We start from the raw sequence: 18,556 nt of genomic DNA on the forward strand, positions 1-18,556 counted from the left end.
AAGCGGGGCTTTTTATTTGAAGCTGTTTATTAGTTACTAAACAGAGTGCTAGTTTAACGGTAAGACGGTTAAACCGTAAACTTGTTCAATAGCTCGTCTTGTTGGCGAACATTGTCCGTTTGAACCTGCATTGCTGTGTTCGCTTCTTGAGCCGCGTTTGACACTTGTGTTGAAAGGTCTTTGATCTTAACTGTGTTGTTATTGATCTCTTCCGCTACCAAGCTCTGCTCTTCTGCTGCTGAAGCAATCTGAATGTTCATATCTGAGATGCGTTGAATCGCGTCACGGATGCGGTCAAGTGAAGAGTTGGCTTGCTGAGCGCGTTCAACGGCGTCAGTTGCGGTATCTTTACTTTGGTTCATCGCGTTCGATACCGAACTTGCACCCGCTTGGAGCTGCTCAATCATGTTGCGGATTTCAGTGGTCGATTCTTGAGTACGCTGCGCCAGTGTACGAACTTCATCGGCTACGACTGCGAAACCACGGCCTGATTCACCAGCACGAGCCGCTTCTATCGCTGCGTTCAATGCCAGTAGGTTGGTTTGGTCTGCAATATCATTGATTACCTTGAGAATCGTTTCGATGTTTGCTGTTGCTGATTCAAGTACTTGTACTTCAGCAACTGCTTGGTCGATGCGCTCAGATAGGTTATCAATCGCTTGAGTGGTGTCACTAACTACAGAAGTGCCGTCTAGCGTTGCTTCGTCAGCTTCACGAGCAGCCGCCGCCGCACCTTGAGCATTGTTGGCGACTTCTGTTGCCGTAACTGCCATCTCGTTCATTGCGGTTGCTAGTTGTTCAAGCTCTTGTAGTTGCGTATTCATCGCGTTTGCTGATTCGCCTGCACCTTTAACGGTGATTTCAGTGCCACGCTTAATCTCAACACCAATCGCTTTCGATTGAATGATTTGATTTTGCAGGTTTTCAGTAAAGGTGTTGAAGCCTTTCGCCAGATCAGAGAACTCTTGGTCGGTATTGGTATCTAGGCGCTTAGTTAGGTCGCCTTGTCCGCTCGCGACATCTTGAATTGCTTGGTTAAGCGCATCAAGTGGACGCATTAATACACGAATCAGAACAGTCAGGGCGATGATGCTAAGAATAACGGCAATCAATGAATAGATCATTGAGCTGTTTTTCAAGTCTTCAACGGTTTGGTAAGCGATCTCTTCGTCAAGGATGGCACCTATGTACCAATCTTCACTCGGAATGTGCGTGAAATTAACCAAGAACATTTTACCATCGACTTCAATTTCCTGAGAGCCTTCACGAATAGTCGCTTGAGGCATGTAGCTTGAAAGCGATTCACCGTTGTTTTTCGCATTCGGGTGAGCAATCGTGGTGCCGTCAGCAGTGACTAGGAATAGGTAACCCGCGTCAAACAAGTTTACTTGGTTGACTAAGGTCGCAAGGTTGGTCAGTTCTAGGTCGTAGAACATACCTGCAGTAAAGCGGCCGTTGTCTTTAACTGGCGTACCTACTGAGATGATGACTTTTTTGCTTGATGCATCCACGTAAGGAGCGGTCACGACTAAACTGTTTTTGGATTTAGCATCAATGTACCAAGGACGGATTCGCGGGTCGTAATCTGGACCTGCATCCCAACCATCGTCATTCTCAATAACGAAACCGTTTGCTTCATAACCAAAACCAACCGCTAGGAAGCTGTTTTTAAGCTTTGGCTTTTCTAAGATTTCTTTAACGTAAGCGCGATCTTCAGGGTTGATCTCGATGACTTCAGTCGTCGATTGAGCCAAGGCTTTCTTGGCGTTCATCTCTGATTCGACGGTGTTTTTAACGCCGGAGACCATCTCTTTTAGGCTCGCATTGACGTGGTTTTCTACAGCGCTTCTTACGGTGTAAAGTTGTTGTATTGAAAGCAATGATACTGTCACTAGCAGCAAGGCTGATGATGCAGCAACCACCTTATGGCTAAATTTCATTGAGTTTTCCCCTTCTTACAGGCTTTGCGAAGACTAAAGTTAATTGTGTTTTTGTAATTATATATATCGACTAGATTGAATTTTACTTGAATGTAATTTCACAAAATAGACTACAAAAATACAACAACCTAAACAATACAAAATTCACTAAATCACATATTGGTTACTTTTAGTATTTGGTTCAATGGGTTGAAGAATTGATCTGTCTGGAGGTGGAAGAAATTAATAATGTATTAATTTTGTGTTTATGTATGTAGTTCTCGATTTAAAAGAGGCCGGGGTAAAATTGATATGAAATCGAGTGATATGCCAGCTTTATATATTTCTGAGGTTTTGAGTTGACGTGTGAATGTATTCCGTACAAAAAAAAGCCCCACAAAAGTGAGGCTTATAATTCTTTCTGCTTATTTACTTATATAAGTAGCATCTAATTTAGAATATTAGGTGAGCTACACCAGCGATAACTGGAAGCGTAATTAACGTACGCAGAATAAAGATAATAAACAGTTCCAAGATGTTCACTGGGATCTTACTGCCTAGAAGTAGAGCGCCTACTTCGGACATGTAGATTAGTTGAGTTACCGACATTGCTGCAATAACAAAGCGAGTCATCTCGTTGTCAATAGAAGCTGCAAGGATAGCTGGGATAAACATATCCGCAAAACCAACAACAATAGTCTCCGATGCAGCAACGGCTTCAGGTACACCAAGTAACTCTAGGAATGGAATGAAAGGCTGGCCTAGGAACGAGAATACAGAAGTGTATTCCGCAATCACCAACGCCATGGTACCTAGACCCATAACCACAGGCAGTACACCAAAGACCATATCTACAGCATTGCGAACGCCTTCGCCAAATACAGATTTAGCCGACTTAACTTGTGATGCTTTGTTTACCGCTAGCTCAAGACCCCAAGAGAATGTTGAGTGACCCGCTGGGATTGCATCAGCGTCTTTGTGCGGCTTGCTACCGTCAATGAAGGTGTCTTTCTTCATGCTTAGTGGTGGAAGACGAGGGATGATTACCGCTGCCACAATACCCGCTAGACAGATTGCTGCGTAGAAAGGTAGGAACAAGTGCTCTAACTCTACTTGTGCAATTACCACAAGGCTAAATGTAATCGATACTGCCGAGAAAGTCGTACCAACAACTGCAGCTTCACGCTGAGTGTAGAACTTCTTCTCGTACTGTTTGCTGGTAAGAAGGATCCCAACGCTGCCATCACCTAACCAAGAAGCCATACAGTCGATAGCACTACGACCTGGTAGGTTGAAGATAGGGCGCATGATTTTACTTAATAGGGTGCCAAACAGCTCTAACAAACCGAAGTTAAGCAGCAGTGGCAGTAGTAAGCCAGCAAAAATAAATACTGAAAATAGAGTCGGTAGTAGCCCTTCTAAAACTAAGCCACCAGTGTTCTCTTCCCAAATAAATTCAGGGCCGACTTGGAAGAACGCCATGAACGCGGCTGCACCGCCAATTAAACGAACTAACAACCATAGTGGAGACGGGTTGAAAAGACCGTTTAAGAATGAATTCGATGTAATGAATGCAGGCTTGAAAATGGTGCTTAAAACGGAAGCTAAAGACATGAAGGCAACGATTGCAGTGATAATAGCAACTAGAGACTCACCGAAAACCGCTTGAATTGATTTGGCTAGAATAGCGACAGGGATCGTTAGATCACCTTGGTAGCTGATTGGTGCCATGAAAAGGAATAAACCAATCAGAGATGGGATTAAGAAAACCCAGAAACTGCCTTTAGATTTCTCTGGTTGAGCAGTATTCGTGTTGTTAGACATGTTAATTGTTCTCGTATTTCTACATGTAAAAAAGCCACATCCTTGGCGTTTTTATTCTCTAAACATCCGTATTTTCTCACTGGCTGCAAGATTACCCAGTATTGATAGCGCTTGCAATACTATTCATCAAATATCGTTAACTATTCACACTGGTTATTCTGCAACTCATTAAGAGTTTAGAATAAAGTGTTGCGAATGTTACGTAGTTTGAGGATATATTGCCAGATATTTATAAATTGATTGGAGTTTCAGTTCGATAAGTCAGGTAGAACCAGTAGCTAAGTGCGATAATGAAGGCGAAAGAGGCAGGGAAGGCCAGTGCCAAAATTTCGAAGCGTTGGAACAGACAAGCGCCACTTAAGCCGCCAAATAGGAAGCCAACGACAATGAACATCAGCAGTTTGGCCTTACGGCGGTCAAAAGGCATTCCTTTTAAGCGAGCGCCAATCATGATCCCAAGATCGGTAATGATCCCACTCATGTGTGTTGTTCGAATGATCGCCCCGCTGTAAGTGGTGATCATCGCGTTCTGCAGACCACACGCGGCTGAAGCGAAATACTGGCCTGAAGTGTAGCCTTGCAACAGTGCCCACAGCGCCAAGAACAGTAATCCACCCTCTATACATAAAGCAACACCGTAACGGCGGCCTAGCTTCAGGGCTTGGTTTTCAATAAAGAACCCACTGAAAGCTGCACCTAACATAAAGCTCATGATCACCAATAGGAGATGAATAGAAGCCGAAGTCGGTGTGAGCAAGCTACTGCCTAGTAAAGACATGGTGCCCGAGATGTGGGAAATGGCTTGATGCTGGAAACCAAGTAACCCAATAGCATTTACGCTACCAGCAAGGCCTGCTAACAGTAAGGCGCCGTATTCAACCCAGCGAGGTAGCTTAGAAATCATGTGGTTCACCCTGGGTTAGAAAGAGGAGCAGATTATAACGCTAGCGAAAAGATACGCTAGCGTTGTGGGGCGTTGATATTTGATCTTAGGCAACAGTATTGCAGTTTGCTCTAATACTGTTGCTATATAAAGATAACGGTCAATAGCGAACTAGTTGTAATGGCTCATTTGGTGGTCGAACTTAACCCATCCATGTTTGCGTTCTTCATAAACCGAAAAGCTTGGCACTGGGAAGTCTTGCTCTTTAAATAATCCGAGCGGGACGATATAAAAATCGGCGGCGGCAACCGACTGCAAAAGCATGGTGGTGCCACACTTGGGGCAAAACTGATAGGTGACTTCATTACCTGTATCGCTAATGCGTGAGAAAGAGGTCACTTCACCGCTGAGTGTGATTTGCTCCATTGGAAACCGAGCCTGAACACCGAATACACTTCCGGTGCGTTTCTGACACTCATAGCAATGACACATAGAGGTGCGTTGAGGTTCGCCTCGGCATACTAGGTTGACTGCTCTACAGCGGCATTCGCAACTTCTGATATTTCTATCTTTAATATGATTGATATCCATCCATGCTCCACTTCTGGTTAACCCTGTATTGATAATTATACTAAAGCCCTTTATGGTCTGCACAACTGGATGAAAACAAAAGAATATAATTGCTCATGAAAAAGAAAATCTTACCTATTCCTCTGATTCTACTGATTCCAATTGTCATGTTGTTTGTGGTGATAGTAGCGGGTATTTATCGCTTTAGCTTAAGTGATGAAGAGATCTTGGCGAAGTTTCCTTCTTCTCAAGTGAGTTATGACCCAGTTGTAGAAAACGTTTTTGATTTGAAGACGACCAACCCATGGACAATTAAAGTTCCAGAAACTAACGCCTACGCTTTTATCAATGAAGTCGATGAACCTAGAGCAATCGCGTTTGGACGCTATGACTCAGGGGTTGAGCGCGGTGTGATAACGGTAGACACCAATAACCTTTCAGCTGTCACGCTGGGCAAAGCGAGTTTCTTTGTCGCGCCGATGTGGATATCTAACCAAGGCAGTGGTGTATTCTATTACCTTGGTTTGTTTAAACATGATCAGCAACGAAGCCGTGTCGTGTTAGTTGACCAGCTTTTCTTAGGCGATCGCGTGCAAATTCAGACTTTGGATGTCACTCAGCAGCCACATTCGCAATCACAGAAAAAACTCACAGGGGAAGGTTTTATCGGCTTTACTCAGCATTCTGAGGAACAATCCTTTGCAGAAGCCCCTTCTGAAAAGGTGTTGATGAGCTTTTCTTTTGATACGCAATCAATTGGTAAGCAATAGCGTTTTCGTTTGTGCAAGGATTTGTTGTTTATGTGAGCCAAATTACATATTATCTTAATAAGATGAATGAAATTTAGACACTTTTTTATGCTTGTGTCTGCTTACTTTTACAAATGGAGCTTGCGAATGATTAATAAACGTTTTTTTAAGACGAAAGATGAAGTGGAAGTGACCTTCGAGCTAGAAGCTCAAGAAGCGAACTCTGTATCGATTGTTGCTGACTTCCTTGACTGGAAAGCTACCCCAATGAAAAAACTGGCGAAAGGGAAGGTTTACAAGTTTAAAACTCGTCTACCTAAAGATGGCGAGTTTCAATTCCGCTACCTAGTTGACGATCAACAATGGGTAAACGATTCGAATGCCGACCGTTATATACCAAATGAATTTGGTGAAGACAACTGCCTAGTGTCGACGGTTAACGCTTAACCACTTTATAATAATTAGCAACTAATTCGCTTCGTGTATTAATTAGTCGAAACGGAATAACGCCAACCTATCGAAAGCAGAAATTAGCCGTTTCTGCTTTTTTATTTTCAAATTTAGCGGTTAATTTTATTTCTCGTTAAATGGTACTACATCTACGGCAACTCAATGACTTAAGCTGTATTGGGCAGATTCACATCATATTATGACAATGCATTGATGATTTATGCGTTTGAAAAGCATATCCTATGCCTTTATATCGTAGAAAGACCTGTTTACCGTGTATTCAAAAATATTTTCCTCTCCGTTTGCCGAGCTTTCACCTGTAAAAAAAGTAGCAATTTTAGGACTGCCGCTTATTGCAGCGATTGGAGTTGCTCTGCAATCTTCACAATCAAATTTGACGAAAACGATCGAGCTTGATCTACCAGACTCAACCGTTATTGAGTCAATTCTGTCACCTTCTTCTGTTACCGTTATTGAGCCGCCGACATTTGAGTATCAAATTCAATCTGGTGATAACTTGAGTAGCATCTTCACGCAACTTGGATTTTCTTATAAATCGATGATGAGCGTGATGGAAACCGATTTGAACTTCCTTGCTTTAGATACGCTTCGTCCGGGTAATACATTACGCTTTTGGCGTGATGAAGCGACCAGCGACCTTTCTAAAATGGAACTTCAATTTAGCGTCGCGGACAAAGTGGTTTATCGACTGCTTGATGACGGCAGCTACGAATTCGAAGACATCTCTATTCCGGGTGAATGGAAGCAAAAGCCTTTAGTCGGTGATATTCAAGGCAGTTTTTCGATGTCAGCGAACAAGGTTGGTCTCAACAGTCTTGAGATTGACCATATTGTGACGCTTCTTAAAGACAAGTTGAACTTTAGCCGAGATCTGCGCGCTGGCGATCAGTTTGAAGTGCTTCAAAAAGCTCAATATGTTGATGGTGTTGCAACCGGCAAACGTGAAATTGAAGCGATTAAAATCATGAATCGTAACCGCGTTGTTTCTGCGTACTTACATACTGATGGGCAATATTACGATGCCAATGGCGATAGCTTACAACGTGCTTTCCAACGTTACCCTGTGAGTAGTGGTTGGCGTCAAAGTTCTCAGTTTAATCCTAAGCGATTACACCCTGTGACAGGCCGAATTTCACCGCACAACGGTACAGATTTCGCGACGCCAGTTGGTACGCCGGTTCAAGCAACGGGTGACGGTAAAGTAATTATGACGCGTAAGCACCCATATGCTGGTAACTACGTGGTAATTCAGCATGGCAGCACATACAAAACACGTTACTTACATTTGAGTAAAATCCTCGTACGTAAAGGGCAAACGGTATCTCGTGGGCAGCGTATTGGTTTGTCTGGTAAAACTGGCCGAGTGACAGGCGCGCATTTGCACTATGAGCTGATTGAACGTGGTCGTCCTGTCAATGCAATGACAGCAAATATCCCGATGGCAGATTCTGTGCCTAAAAAGGAAAAAGCGACGTTTGTAGCTGCAAGAGATGAAGCTGACAAGCTGTTAAAGGTCGCTTTAGAAGCCCAACCTAATAACAGCTAGTTAAGCTCTTTGAGATAACCCTGAATAAGGCTGTTATTTATCAAGCAGCTAATTAAAACCGCGAGAGCATCACTCGGAGTAGAGTCATGTTCTCGCGGTTTTTTGATCCTAGTTCAATTAAAGGGGAGCGCTTTAAGTCAAAGCCTCCGAATGAGTAACATAACTGACGATAGCTTCAGGTCGCATTGGTGGCGAGTAGAGGTATCCTTGGATCTTGTCACATCCCATTGCGTGCAGCTTTTCTAATTGCTCACGCTTCTCTACGCCTTCCGCAACCAATGACACATCGAGCCTATGAGCAAGCTGGATAATCAGCCAAACAACGCTCTCTGAGGTTGAGTTGGTTAACAAATTACGGATAAAGGTGGCATCAATTTTAATGCAATCTATAGGGTAGCTGTGAATGTAATTCAAACTGGAGTAACCCGTACCGAAATCATCGAGCGCAATGGTGAAGCCTTGTCCTCTAAGGAAGTTAAGTGCCGATTTTGTCTCTTGGGTTGGAGATAACAGGACCGTTTCGGTTAACTCAATAACAAACTCATCAGCTTTAAAGTGATGTTGTTCAATGGTTCGAGTCAGATAGGAAATATAGCGCTTAGAGTCGGTAAGCTCATGAGCAGAACAGTTTATCCCAAGCTTAACCTTGTAACCTAAGCCTTGTTCTAATGCGGTTTTCGCGCGGCACACTAATTCAATAATACGCTCACCAAGCTCGACAATTAGCCCAGACTCTTCAGCCACTTGAATGAACTCTACTGGCGATATGTCACCGTGTCTGGCGGTCTTCCAGCGAGTCAGTACCTCGAAATATTCCCATTGCGTCTCGCCTTGGCCCACAATGGGTTGCACAACTACGTACATTCCATTGCTATCGGGGATATAGCTTTGTGAAATCGGATTTTCCAGTTCACTTCGCAGCGCAGCGACTAGCTCGGTTTTTCTTTGGTAGCGAACTCTTAAGTGAGTGTCATAACATTGGATATGGGTATCTTGGCTGTGTTTGCACTCTTTAAGCGCCAAACTGGTGTTGAAAATGATTTGCTCAACGTCCTTGTTATCCCCATCTGAGCGGGCAATGCCGATACTAACGTCGAAATCGATTTTGATATCAACGTTACTATAACCTTGCTTTATCTTGTCCAGTATTTGCTCGCAAACGGCTATCGGGTCTGAATGATAGGTAATGAAAGCGAACTCATTGCCAGCAGTCCGGAAAGTCAGGTTGCTTTCAGGCAAGGTTCGACGCAAAGTCTCTGCTACATATTGGAGAACCTTATCGCCAATATAGTTGCCGTGCATGTCATTGATGGCCTTGAAGCTATTGATGTCGAGCAGAGCGAGTGAGAATGGAGTGACGCTCTGTTGAGTGATCGACTCTAGGGTATCCGATAAACAGCTTCGGTTTAGTAACCCCGTTAAACTGTCGTGTGACACTTCGTAACTGAGTTGATTCACCAGTTGCTCAGAACGGTCGTTGAACCACATTTCACGCAAGGTGTGGATGATGATATCGGCGAATAATTGGTGGTGTTTTATCACGGCTTGTTGTTGGTCTGGACTAAGAGGCGAGCTAAACGTAGAGAACAACACGCCCATCACTTCACCACTTTGGGTACGAGTAGGAATAGCGATCGAGTTCTGCGAGGTTACTTCCTGCCTAAATGCTGATGTCGGTAATGACTGGACGACGTACTGAGCGAAAGAGCAATCTGGGTGTCTTTGATTAACCGCTTGCTGGTAGATATGCCCATGACGAGCATTGATTTTGTCGTGCAGTACATGGTCCGAATGAGCAATTACCAGAGGAACAACTTGGTCTGGAAAGTATTTTTTCTCAATGATACTGGTGTATTGAGTACCAAAGGCTTGGTGCAAAGTAAGTACAGCCGACTCTAAAAGGTCGATACCTTCCAACTTCAGTAAACGTCCGATGCGCTCAGTGTCTATCATGCTGTTGTGCGTATGTTGAGTCATAGTCACCATCCCTAGTTAACCAGATTCAGTGTATAAGCCGTATGTGTATGCTCTTGTTTGTACGATCTTGTAACTGCGCAGTATTAAGTTTTACTATCAATATGCGTCTAGTTTATTATTGGTCGTGTTGTATAACTTTTCAAATTAAAATGTGACTTATTTCACAGAGCCTGAGTGCTGCGCTCTTTGTCCAATCTATCTTTCAAATGGTCCAAAAACAGCTTGGTTCGTGTATGTGAGTAGTCAAGCTTAGGGTAGTACGCGTAAACCATCACTTCGTCGGCTGTTATATTTGGTAATACTGGAACCAGTGTCCCTTGTTTAAGATCCTCTTTGATCATTGCTTTGATGGTTAACAGTACGCCCATTCCTCGCTTCGCGGCATGAAACAAAGCCTCAGGGTTGGTGGTCGCAAAGTTACCGTTCAAAGTGATGCGTTGTCCTTTAGTTAGTGTGACTTCACGGGTTGGACGCTCTCCCCAGATCAAGGAGTTGTGTTGTTCTAAGTCCTGTTCGCTTGTGGGGTAACCATGTTTGGCCAGATAACTCGGCGCAGCATAGAAACTGGCCTTGTGTTCAAACAGCGGTGTCTTCTTGAAGCTTAACGAGTTGAGTTGTTCCAGTTCACGACTGATCACCAGATCTAAGCCCAGTTCTGGTAATTGTCCTGGAGTGGTCGTGATCAGCTGCACCTTAATGTCTGGATACTTTTCTAAGAAGTCGTCCATGTATTGCACGAGAAACTTAGAGCCAACCGCAATTGTCGCACCTATCTTTAATAAGCCTGCAGGGGTTTGGTTAACCGAGCGAGTCTCATCAATAATGGACTGCCAATTGTCGAGCTGATCTTTGGCTCTCAGGTAAAAGAGCGCACCGGCTTCGGTTTGGCTAATTGAGCGTGTGGTGCGCTTTAAAAGTTGAGTGCCAATGCGCTCTTCCAACCAGTTTACTCTTTTGCTGATCGCTGAGCTGGTGGTATTGAGTTTACGTGCAGCGCCATTGAAACTGCCTTCTTCTACAACTCTAACGTAGCTTTTTACGTTGAGAATCCAATCCATATTATTTCCTGTTAGGACTTAATTAAATTCCAATTTGGTTAATTATCAATTACTGGTTTTGAATATAGACTTATATCATGAACAAATATCAAACGAATAGGGAATTTTTTGAACCAATCGACCTTTAAAAAAACGCCATTACTGTTAGCGATGATGATCATTGCGACGGGACAAGTGGGTGTAAGCATCTACTTGCCATCACTGCCGCTCATTGCTGCTGACTTAAGTGTCACTCAAGTTGATGTGCAGCTTCTTGTAACGCTATTTTTAGTAGGCTTTGGTTTATCTCAGCTATTTTACGGACCGATGTCCGATGCAGTGGGAAGAAGACCTATTTTCTTGTTAGGTCAGGGTGTTTATTTGATTGGTACTGTTGTTTGTGTCGTGTTTTCTGACAGCATGCTGGCACTAGAGGTTGGCCGTTTGTTGCAAGGTTTAGGAGCGGGTAGTGCTTCGGTTCTCGGACGAAGTGTGCTCCGCGACAGTTATGATGGCCCTCAACTAACCAAAGCGTTGTCTTATATCTCGATCACCGCTTCGATCATGCCAATCATTGCGCCTGTATTTGGTGGTTGGATTTCATTTCACCTCGGTTGGCAAGCGGTATTCCTGTTTGTTCTGATGTACTTATTGGCGATATTTACGCTAGGTTACTTTGTTCTTCATGAAACTTTGCCATACGGAAAGAGTCGCTTTGATGCCTGCCAAGTGGTGAAGAACTACGGACGTTTGTTGACCAATCGCCAAGTGTTAACCAGCGCCAGTTACAACTGGATGAGCTATATGGCGAGTTTGGTTTCGTTGTCGTTGTTTCCATTCTTAATGCAAGAGCAATTGGGGCTGACCGCCGCTGAATATGGCTCATTGATGATTGTTCCTTCGGCGGGCTTACTGATAGGTAGCGTCGCTTTAAACATGCTCAATCGTAGGTTTAGTACGTCCCAACTGATGAGCCTAGCTATTTTGATTATCTTGGCGTCGGGAACTTGGCTTCTTACTCATGAATTATCCATTTTTAACTTAGTTTGGGCGTTTACTTGGTTGGCGATAGCACAAGGGATTTCGTTCCCTCTATCGATCAGCATGTTATTAGAGCCTCATAAGAAGCAAGCGGGCGCCGTCTCTGCGTTGTCAGGCTCAATTCAGATGTGTTTGGCGGGTTTACTCGGTGGGTATTTAGTAGAGAGTTGGGTGACGACTCATCTACAGTTAGGCGCGTTCTACCTCATTATTGGTGCAGCTATGGGGGGAGTGCTTTGGTCTTCAACCAAAATGAACAAAAAAGGCGATACTGTTGAAATGGAATATAGCTAAATGCCAAATTCACTATCGTCTAACGCACCATCGTTAATACGTTGTATTTGTGCTGATGGTTTTCTACAATGCTTCGGTCCATTGAATAGGTAAAAACAAAATGCAGCAAAATGAATTTGAAGTACTGGTAAAAGCTATCTGCGCGCTAGATGGCCTGCCTCAAGCGCTTGAGCTATTGAAATCCAATGAGGATACAGAAGTCGCAGAGGCTGCTGCATCACTGACTGGTCAATTTGCACTAGCTGAAGTGGAAGGCGAAAAGCGTATTTACCACGTGACGCTTCAAGAAAATGAACAAGGCGAAGAGCAAGAGTACATCGAACATGTCATGAATGAAGGCGATGACTTAATCAAATTTGCAGCTTGGTTCTTTGAAACGATGTTTGAATTGAAGCAAAAAGACACATACCAAATTGCCGGTAAAACTTACAGACAGCCAAAGCGCAGCTAGGTTTCTCAGTAAAGTATTTTAGAAAGCAGCTCTCTTGAGCTGCTTTTTTTATGACTGTCTAGACCAATGTTTTGGATTGTTCATAGGGATAGAGCATTAAGGCCAAACCGGGCTTCACGTTAACTCATTGATATACTGATATAATCCCGGTCTGCGCAAAGACAAAAACAGGCTTACTGCAACTGCATTGATTATTTTGCAATAAAGTGTGATTTGGATCTTGTTTTTGAGCGTTTTAAGTGTAAAATCCGCGCTAAAGAAAGTTGATTAAGTGCGGAGATAAGCATGAATTACGAACTAGGCCACGCATACTTGGGTCAAATGGCAGCAAAAAACATGATGCACGAAGCAATGTACGGCAAGTCAAAGCCTAAAAAAGCATCATTTATCAAGCGAATGATGAAGAAAATGGCTAAATAAGCATTTTCAGAAACGGAATTTTAAAAGGCCTTAAACTCGATGAAGTTTAAGGCCTTTTTCGTTTTAGCGACTGGTGAAAGGTATCGCTTTGTTTTGTTGTGGATGGACACAAAAAACACAAATTACGCTTCTGACTAATGGCTATTAATTAATTCAGCCTGCAGATTGATTGGACAGGTCGACCACATTATTAGGAATGCTATCTAAGCCATTCTCTTTCATCCATGCTTCCAAGTTATCAGCCCCGCCGATGTACTTACCATCAAGCCAGATTTGAGGAACGGTGACCGGTGTTTTCTCACCGATGTGCGCTTTTACCTCTGGAATCATGCGATACAAAGCTGCGCTGTCTTTTACGACATCGTGGTATTGGTATTCGACACCCGCTTCATCAAGCATTTTCTTCGCCTTAACGCAGAATGGGCAGGTTGCTTTACCATAAACAATATTGCCTTTTAGGCTGTCTCTTTTGGTCCACTCTTTAATGACCGATTGAATCAGAACACCGCGATTTAGAGCTTCACCTTGGCTAACAACTTTGCCTTCAACAACAAGAATAGGCGCATGCCAAGAACCAAGTTTTAGCGGTTCCCACCAGTGAGATAACCAATCTTTCACTTCTAGTTCGACATCAACGTCAGCCAATTCATTCTCAAAAGTGTCCTTAAGAATGTCTTTGGTAAGGGTACATTCTCCACATGGGATATTTACTTTAAATGGACCCCAGCTGCCTGCCCAACGGTATAGTGTAATCTTGACTGGTTTCTTCATGGTTACGACCTCGCTTAAAATTCTCTTATCAATATAGAACGGACAGTAGAACTATTTATTTCATCGACTCTAAACTTTCTAAACTTTCTAAACTTTCTAAACTTTCGCCGGTTTTTTTGTTTCCCAATGGGTAATGAACGCAACTGACGCAATGATAATCGCAGCCCCTAGCCATAAACGACCTGGTGGAACCCAACTGAATACCAGCCAACCAGCCAAGACATTTAGAGGTAATTTCGCGTGATCAAACGGTTGAACGAAAGAGGCATCTGCCACCGAGTATGCTTTTACAATAGCCCACTGAGCCAGTGCTGTCATAATACCGATAACGATTAAGATAGCCCAAATAGTTCCGCCACTTGGCATTTGCCAATCAGGAACGGCCAGCAAGATGTTAAATGGCGTAATCAATAGCAGAAGGTAAACCACCATGGTGGAAGGGCTGTCTTGTGAAGAAAGCTTTTTCACCATCAGTGAGTAGCATGCCCAAAAGAAAGCCGCACCAACGGGTAACAACGTCGCCCAGCTAAAGTCTTCAGCCCATGGCTCTAGAATCACCATAGCACCTGCGAAGCCTGCTAAGGTTGCACCCCAACGAGCTGCGCCCACTTTCTCTTTTAGGAAAAGACCAGAACCTATGGTTGCAAACAGTGGCGAAGTCATAAGAAGGGCTATGCCTTGCCAAATAGGCACAGGGTAAGCCAGCGCCCAAATCCAAAGTTGGATACCAATAACCGATAGGAAGACACGGAATACGTGTAGCTTGAGATTATCAGTTTTTAGTGCTCGTCGAATTCCCAATGTTTTTAGATAAGGAAGAATAGCGAACAATGCAATTGAATACTGAATGACGGCAACGGTAGTAGAAGTCAGTCCGAAATGAATGCTAGCGATTTGAGTTAGGCTGTTGATCAAAGCAAAGGCTAAACCAGCGGTTAGCATCCAGCTAGCGCCTTGGATCGGATGGTGTTGTGACATGATGCTTCTAATTATTTGATGTGGTTCACCTATGATACGGATTTAACACCACTTAACCAGAAAAAGCATTGATGAAGTTAGTCAGAATATTTGAATATGAAAAAAGGTTGAGCGATTGCCCAACCTTTTTAGTCTTCATCTAAAGTAAATTTAGATTAGAAGTCGTAGCGTACACCTAGGCGAAGTGTGTCTTCACCTTGAGTCGTTAGGCCTGTAGTTACGTCTTTCACTTCATCTAATCCGTTGATGTAGTATGCAAGGTATGTACGGAAGTTGCTGTTCAGCTTGTAGTAACCTGCTAGTTCAATACCGTCAACAGAATCTGCTGTAGAACCGTTTGCCGCTTCATTTTCCTGATATGTGTAAACCACGGCAGCAGAGATCTGACTAGTAAATTTGTACTGCGCAGCGAATTCCATTGCGGTAAACGACTCATCCTGAATTAGAACAGCTTTATCGTTCAGATCGCCTGCTGAGTATGTTGCTGCAAGGTAAAGGTTATCTAGAGAATATGCTAGACCTGCTAGGATTTGGTCTGCACTACCGTTACCTGCACCTAGGTCTTCACCAGAGTACGCTAAACCAAGATCTAGACCAAATGGTAGGGAGTAAACACCAGAAATGCCGTAGCCGTCAGAGTCTTTTTCGCTATTTGCTTGGTAAGTCGCTTCTAATTGAAGTGCGTCAAAGCCACCGCGGTATGCAATTACGCTATCTTCTTTGTCGGAAGCTGCATCGATTACTTGCTGAACACCAGAGAACTCAGTGATATCCGTAAAGTCAGATACGATTACTGAAGCCATGTCTTGGCGGCCGACAGAAAGTGCTTGGCCATCGAAATCAACACCAGCGTACATGTAACGGTTTTTGAACTCACTGTCACCAGTGCTTTGCTCTGCTTCGTAGAAACCAAATGCTGTTACAGTATCTGTAAGTTCTGTTTTACCACCAAGGTTTAAACGGAAACGAGTTTTATCTTCCATTGTACCTTCAACTTCAGCACCGCCTGAACCAATGAAATCACCTCGGAATTCCGCACGCCCACCAATTTTAAGTTCTGTACCATCAGAGCTGTAAACTGTTGCTGCTAGAGAAGAACCTGAAACTAGTGCTGCTACCACTGCAGAAGCTAGAACTGCCTTTTTCATAATCACTTACCTTGTATTTTAAAATCCGTGAGCAATGCGCTCTCCGTTTCGATATGAAGCTAATTTAGAGCAGATAAATTAAGCTTTCATTTCCATAAAATTACATTTCCGTGAATAGGGAACTTATTTAGGCGTTGATTTTATTGCACTTCTATTTCATTTGGCTGAGAGGTTTTTGAATGATTATCTAAATTGGAAGTTTTAGAACCGCTATCTGTACGAGTTTTACTTTGAAAGAGATGAGGAAGTTATGAGTGAGTTCTATGGGCCGAACTGCAGCTGTTAAATCGATTAACTGCTTGTACTGGTTAAGATATCCTCTATGATGCAAAAACTTACAAGAGAATAGATTGTGCTCAACAAGATGGAGTGGTTGGATGAAAACAGAGTACTTAGGCGATGTTTTACAAGGTAGGCAGGTTATTGGCTCCTTGAATGTTGAAGACTTACAGGTAGGAGAGCATCAGTTTTGGTTTCAAGTGACCAGTGATGGACTCGGACAACCTAAAAACATGCCAGTTTCTGTTTTCAAAGGCAGCCAAGATGGTCCTAAGTTGATGATCACGGCCGGTATTCATGGCGATGAACTGAACGGTGTATTGGCTGCTCAGCAAATTATCAGAGACTTAGTCGGTAAAACTCTCAAAGGCACAGTAACCATTGTGCCCACAGTGAATCTGTCTGGTTTGCTAAACCATAGCCGTGACTTTATTTCTTCGGATCCGGGTTCTTGTCCTGCCAATCTCAATCGACTCTTTCCGGGTGATGAGAATGGTTTAGCGGCGGAACGCTTTGTTTCGTCTTTGTGGGAGCGTTTGCTTAAGCATAATGCCACCTTCGCCGTTGACCTCCACACTCAAACTCGTGGCGCAGTCTACCCACTTTATGTATTTGCTGATTATCGCATAGAGCAATGTTTGGATATGGCGAGGCTGATGCAACCCGATTGTGTGCTTAATGATCCTGGCGATCCTGGGATTCTTGAAACGGTTTGGAATCGCAGTGGTATACCGAGCATCACTGTCGAAGTAGGGATGGGTAAGTTTACTCAACCTGACATGATTCAAAGAGCGGTAGACGGTGTTTTGAACATGCTTTCCTATTATGAAATGCTTGAGGTCGATGGACAAGATCCGTTAGAAGTAAAGCAACTGCCAAGCATGGATTGGATTGAAGGCAACAACGTCGTGTCTATTCGTGCTGATATTGGTGGTTTTGTTCTGCCTCAGGTCGAGCTTTTGCAAAGCGTGGAGCAAGGTGATTTGTTAGCCATCCAATATGATGCTTTTGGTAATGAATGCCGCCGTTATCACGCACCGTCTGCTGGACGTGTCCTTAGCTATAACGTGGATGCGTTAAGGGAACCGGGTGCACTTGTTTGTCGCTTGCTAAGTTAGGGGGGCAGTCGGTTGGACGTTTCCGTATTAATACAGCGTGTCACCATCTAAAACACGCAAAAAAAGACCGAGCAGGGCTCGGTCAAAGGACAGTTGTCTAGAGTAAGCACGTCTTGGACTCATCGAGAAAACTGCTTTTAGAGTAGCGAGGCTAGATTAAGAATCTATTGCAAGATAGTGACACTTCGACTGCTTTTCTGTTTCAAAAATAATATTGAAAACATTATCTTAAGCTCATGAAAAAGCCGACTGCGAGTTACGCTAGTCGGCTTTTTATTCTCTTTTCGTTCGAATCTTTATCTCTATCTAAACTTGATTAAAAAGCATCATCCACAATATCTTTTAGTCGTTCGTAAGGCACATAGCCCGGTAGAACCTGATCGTTCATCATCATCGTTGGCGTTCCTGTTAAACCCAGAGCGCTAAAGGTTTGATGGTTGGTCATTAGCGTGTTCTTTTGTTCATCTGTAGTGTCCAACTGGGCTTCTGTTCCCGTTTTCTTCGCCACAGCTTGTAGTGAAGATTTTGTGTGGCTACCGCTTTTTGCCATCAATAATCTATTAACCTCAGGGAACGCTTCTGGCTTGTCTTGCCATACTTTCATCGCATATAAAGCGGCATTGGTGTTGAGGTCGTCGACTTGCTGCTGTTTAAATGATAAGTACACATTGATCACTTTAATGTCGCTATTTTCAGAGACTAATTGAGCCAAACCTTTCTCTAAGCGCTTACAGTAAGGACAGTTATAGTCGGTGAAATTGATGATTACCGACTTGCCATCCGGGTTTCCTGTTATTGGATGAGCGTCATTGTTGTATAACCAATCATGGCTTTCTGCTTGGGCTTTCTTTGCTTGAGCTTGGCCCGCTACATATTGCTCTAAGCTGGTGTGTAGGCCTGAAATAGTTGAAGGATTCTCTTTCAGAAACTGGTTAATTTCCTCAAGTTGTTGGGTTTGTTCTTTGCTTAGTTCTGCGAAGGCGTTGGTGCTCATTAGTGAGCCTAAAATTAGTGTGCTTATCAGAAGCTTTTTCATGTTATTTATCTCGAATTCTTAGTAATGGTGAGCGATAATTTGGT

At 43.4% G+C, this 18,556-nt stretch carries 17 protein-coding genes; 7 read left to right on the forward strand and 10 right to left on the reverse strand.

The genetic code is table 11. The annotated features are described in order from the left end of the window. Nucleotides 1–68 precede the first annotated feature (68 nt). The 4 genes from CWO27_RS00925 to CWO27_RS00940 all read right to left on the reverse strand — a co-directional run bounded on the left by CWO27_RS00925 (nucleotide 69) and on the right by CWO27_RS00940 (nucleotide 5,280). Nucleotides 69–1,940: a methyl-accepting chemotaxis protein gene (locus tag CWO27_RS00925; RefSeq protein ID WP_048661110.1), complete on the reverse strand. Its 1,872-nt coding sequence runs from the start codon at nucleotides 1,938–1,940 to the stop codon at nucleotides 69–71. Nucleotides 1,941–2,372: 432 nt separating this feature from the next. Next, a complete protein-coding gene (locus tag CWO27_RS00930; protein WP_107898380.1) occupies nucleotides 2,373–3,743 on the reverse strand; it encodes a YjiH family protein in 1,371 nt (456 codons plus the stop codon). A gap of 229 nt (nucleotides 3,744–3,972) precedes the next feature. Beyond that, a complete protein-coding gene (locus tag CWO27_RS00935) occupies nucleotides 3,973–4,647 on the reverse strand; it encodes a YoaK family protein (RefSeq protein ID WP_107898381.1) in 675 nt (224 codons plus the stop codon). Between the two features lie 150 nt (nucleotides 4,648–4,797). Further along, on the reverse strand, nucleotides 4,798–5,280 hold the full coding sequence (locus CWO27_RS00940; RefSeq protein ID WP_107898382.1) for a GFA family protein: 483 nt from the start codon (nucleotides 5,278–5,280) through the stop codon (nucleotides 4,798–4,800). Nucleotides 5,281–5,312: 32 nt separating this feature from the next. On the opposite strand from CWO27_RS00940, the gene CWO27_RS00945 reads away from it, so the two are divergent. The 3 genes from CWO27_RS00945 to CWO27_RS00955 all read left to right on the forward strand — a co-directional run bounded on the left by CWO27_RS00945 (nucleotide 5,313) and on the right by CWO27_RS00955 (nucleotide 7,962). Next, nucleotides 5,313–5,966 (forward strand): hypothetical protein, encoded by a 654-nt coding sequence (locus tag CWO27_RS00945; protein ID WP_102480734.1) that lies wholly within the window; start codon nucleotides 5,313–5,315, stop codon nucleotides 5,964–5,966. A gap of 126 nt (nucleotides 5,967–6,092) precedes the next feature. Further along, a complete protein-coding gene (locus CWO27_RS00950; protein WP_017630092.1) occupies nucleotides 6,093–6,392 on the forward strand; it encodes an isoamylase early set domain-containing protein in 300 nt (99 codons plus the stop codon). Nucleotides 6,393–6,669: 277 nt separating this feature from the next. Continuing rightward, the gene (locus tag CWO27_RS00955) at nucleotides 6,670–7,962 is read left to right on the forward strand and encodes a peptidoglycan DD-metalloendopeptidase family protein (RefSeq protein ID WP_048661114.1); all 1,293 of its coding nucleotides are present in this window, start codon (nucleotides 6,670–6,672) and stop codon (nucleotides 7,960–7,962) included. 132 nt (nucleotides 7,963–8,094) lie between these two features. Here the strand turns inward: CWO27_RS00955 and CWO27_RS00960 are convergent, their stop codons facing one another. Together CWO27_RS00960 and CWO27_RS00965 are read right to left on the reverse strand one after the other, a co-directional pair. After that, nucleotides 8,095–9,939, reverse strand: a complete 1,845-nt coding sequence (locus tag CWO27_RS00960; RefSeq protein ID WP_102480733.1) for a putative bifunctional diguanylate cyclase/phosphodiesterase — start codon at nucleotides 9,937–9,939, stop codon at nucleotides 8,095–8,097. 161 nt (nucleotides 9,940–10,100) lie between these two features. After that, the gene (locus tag CWO27_RS00965; RefSeq protein ID WP_048662361.1) at nucleotides 10,101–10,997 is read right to left on the reverse strand and encodes a LysR family transcriptional regulator; all 897 of its coding nucleotides are present in this window, start codon (nucleotides 10,995–10,997) and stop codon (nucleotides 10,101–10,103) included. A 108-nt stretch (nucleotides 10,998–11,105) separates the two neighbouring features. Between CWO27_RS00965 and CWO27_RS00970 the strand changes: the two genes are divergently transcribed. From CWO27_RS00970 to CWO27_RS23690, 3 genes are all read left to right on the forward strand, one after another. Next, on the forward strand, nucleotides 11,106–12,311 hold the full coding sequence (locus CWO27_RS00970; protein ID WP_102480732.1) for a multidrug effflux MFS transporter: 1,206 nt from the start codon (nucleotides 11,106–11,108) through the stop codon (nucleotides 12,309–12,311). Nucleotides 12,312–12,411: 100 nt separating this feature from the next. Continuing rightward, nucleotides 12,412–12,762: a hypothetical protein gene (locus CWO27_RS00975; protein ID WP_017057980.1), complete on the forward strand. Its 351-nt coding sequence runs from the start codon at nucleotides 12,412–12,414 to the stop codon at nucleotides 12,760–12,762. Between the two features lie 285 nt (nucleotides 12,763–13,047). Next, a complete protein-coding gene (locus tag CWO27_RS23690; RefSeq protein WP_004737777.1) occupies nucleotides 13,048–13,182 on the forward strand; it encodes a hypothetical protein in 135 nt (44 codons plus the stop codon). A gap of 153 nt (nucleotides 13,183–13,335) precedes the next feature. On the opposite strand, the gene CWO27_RS00980 is transcribed toward CWO27_RS23690, so the two are convergent. The 3 genes from CWO27_RS00980 to CWO27_RS00990 all read right to left on the reverse strand — a co-directional run bounded on the left by CWO27_RS00980 (nucleotide 13,336) and on the right by CWO27_RS00990 (nucleotide 16,079). Then, nucleotides 13,336–13,953 carry a glutaredoxin domain-containing protein gene (locus CWO27_RS00980; RefSeq protein ID WP_017062739.1) on the reverse strand — a complete coding sequence of 206 codons (618 nt, stop codon included), beginning with the start codon at nucleotides 13,951–13,953 and terminating at the stop codon, nucleotides 13,336–13,338. A gap of 96 nt (nucleotides 13,954–14,049) precedes the next feature. Beyond that, a complete protein-coding gene (locus tag CWO27_RS00985) occupies nucleotides 14,050–14,931 on the reverse strand; it encodes a DMT family transporter (RefSeq protein WP_102480731.1) in 882 nt (293 codons plus the stop codon). Nucleotides 14,932–15,086: 155 nt separating this feature from the next. Further along, entirely contained in the window at nucleotides 15,087–16,079 is a 993-nt protein-coding gene (locus CWO27_RS00990) for a porin (RefSeq protein WP_102480730.1), read from the reverse strand. Between the two features lie 377 nt (nucleotides 16,080–16,456). Here CWO27_RS00990 and CWO27_RS00995 point away from each other — a divergent pair, with 377 nt between their 5' ends. After that, complete coding sequence (locus CWO27_RS00995; RefSeq protein ID WP_102433086.1) at nucleotides 16,457–17,476, forward strand: succinylglutamate desuccinylase/aspartoacylase family protein; 1,020 nt, start codon at nucleotides 16,457–16,459, stop codon at nucleotides 17,474–17,476. A 316-nt stretch (nucleotides 17,477–17,792) separates the two neighbouring features. Here the strand turns inward: CWO27_RS00995 and CWO27_RS01000 are convergent, their stop codons facing one another. Then, complete coding sequence (locus CWO27_RS01000) at nucleotides 17,793–18,512, reverse strand: DsbA family protein (RefSeq protein ID WP_102480729.1); 720 nt, start codon at nucleotides 18,510–18,512, stop codon at nucleotides 17,793–17,795. Between the last annotated feature and the right edge of the window lie 44 nt (nucleotides 18,513–18,556).

The sequence above is a fragment of the Vibrio sp. 10N.286.51.C3 genome, assembly GCF_003050065.1.
GTDB lineage: Bacteria > Pseudomonadota > Gammaproteobacteria > Enterobacterales > Vibrionaceae > Vibrio > Vibrio crassostreae.

Excerpts from the sequence above, each read along its gene's own strand:
- CWO27_RS00925 (WP_048661110.1), bottom strand. The coding sequence starts at position 1,940 with ATGAAATTTAGCCATAAGGTGGTTGCTGCATCATCAGCCTTGCTGCTA.
- CWO27_RS00930 (WP_107898380.1), bottom strand. The coding sequence starts at position 3,743 with ATGTCTAACAACACGAATACTGCTCAACCAGAGAAATCTAAAGGCAGT.
- CWO27_RS00935 (WP_107898381.1), bottom strand. The coding sequence starts at position 4,647 with ATGATTTCTAAGCTACCTCGCTGGGTTGAATACGGCGCCTTACTGTTA.
- CWO27_RS00945 (WP_102480734.1), top strand. The coding sequence starts at position 5,313 with ATGAAAAAGAAAATCTTACCTATTCCTCTGATTCTACTGATTCCAATT.
- CWO27_RS00950 (WP_017630092.1), top strand. The coding sequence starts at position 6,093 with ATGATTAATAAACGTTTTTTTAAGACGAAAGATGAAGTGGAAGTGACC.
- CWO27_RS00960 (WP_102480733.1), bottom strand. The coding sequence starts at position 9,939 with ATGACTCAACATACGCACAACAGCATGATAGACACTGAGCGCATCGGA.
- CWO27_RS00965 (WP_048662361.1), bottom strand. The coding sequence starts at position 10,997 with ATGGATTGGATTCTCAACGTAAAAAGCTACGTTAGAGTTGTAGAAGAA.
- CWO27_RS00975 (WP_017057980.1), top strand. The coding sequence starts at position 12,412 with ATGCAGCAAAATGAATTTGAAGTACTGGTAAAAGCTATCTGCGCGCTA.
- CWO27_RS23690 (WP_004737777.1), top strand. The coding sequence starts at position 13,048 with ATGAATTACGAACTAGGCCACGCATACTTGGGTCAAATGGCAGCAAAA.
- CWO27_RS00980 (WP_017062739.1), bottom strand. The coding sequence starts at position 13,953 with ATGAAGAAACCAGTCAAGATTACACTATACCGTTGGGCAGGCAGCTGG.
- CWO27_RS00985 (WP_102480731.1), bottom strand. The coding sequence starts at position 14,931 with ATGTCACAACACCATCCGATCCAAGGCGCTAGCTGGATGCTAACCGCT.
- CWO27_RS00990 (WP_102480730.1), bottom strand. The coding sequence starts at position 16,079 with ATGAAAAAGGCAGTTCTAGCTTCTGCAGTGGTAGCAGCACTAGTTTCA.
- CWO27_RS00995 (WP_102433086.1), top strand. The coding sequence starts at position 16,457 with ATGAAAACAGAGTACTTAGGCGATGTTTTACAAGGTAGGCAGGTTATT.
- CWO27_RS01000 (WP_102480729.1), bottom strand. The coding sequence starts at position 18,512 with ATGAAAAAGCTTCTGATAAGCACACTAATTTTAGGCTCACTAATGAGC.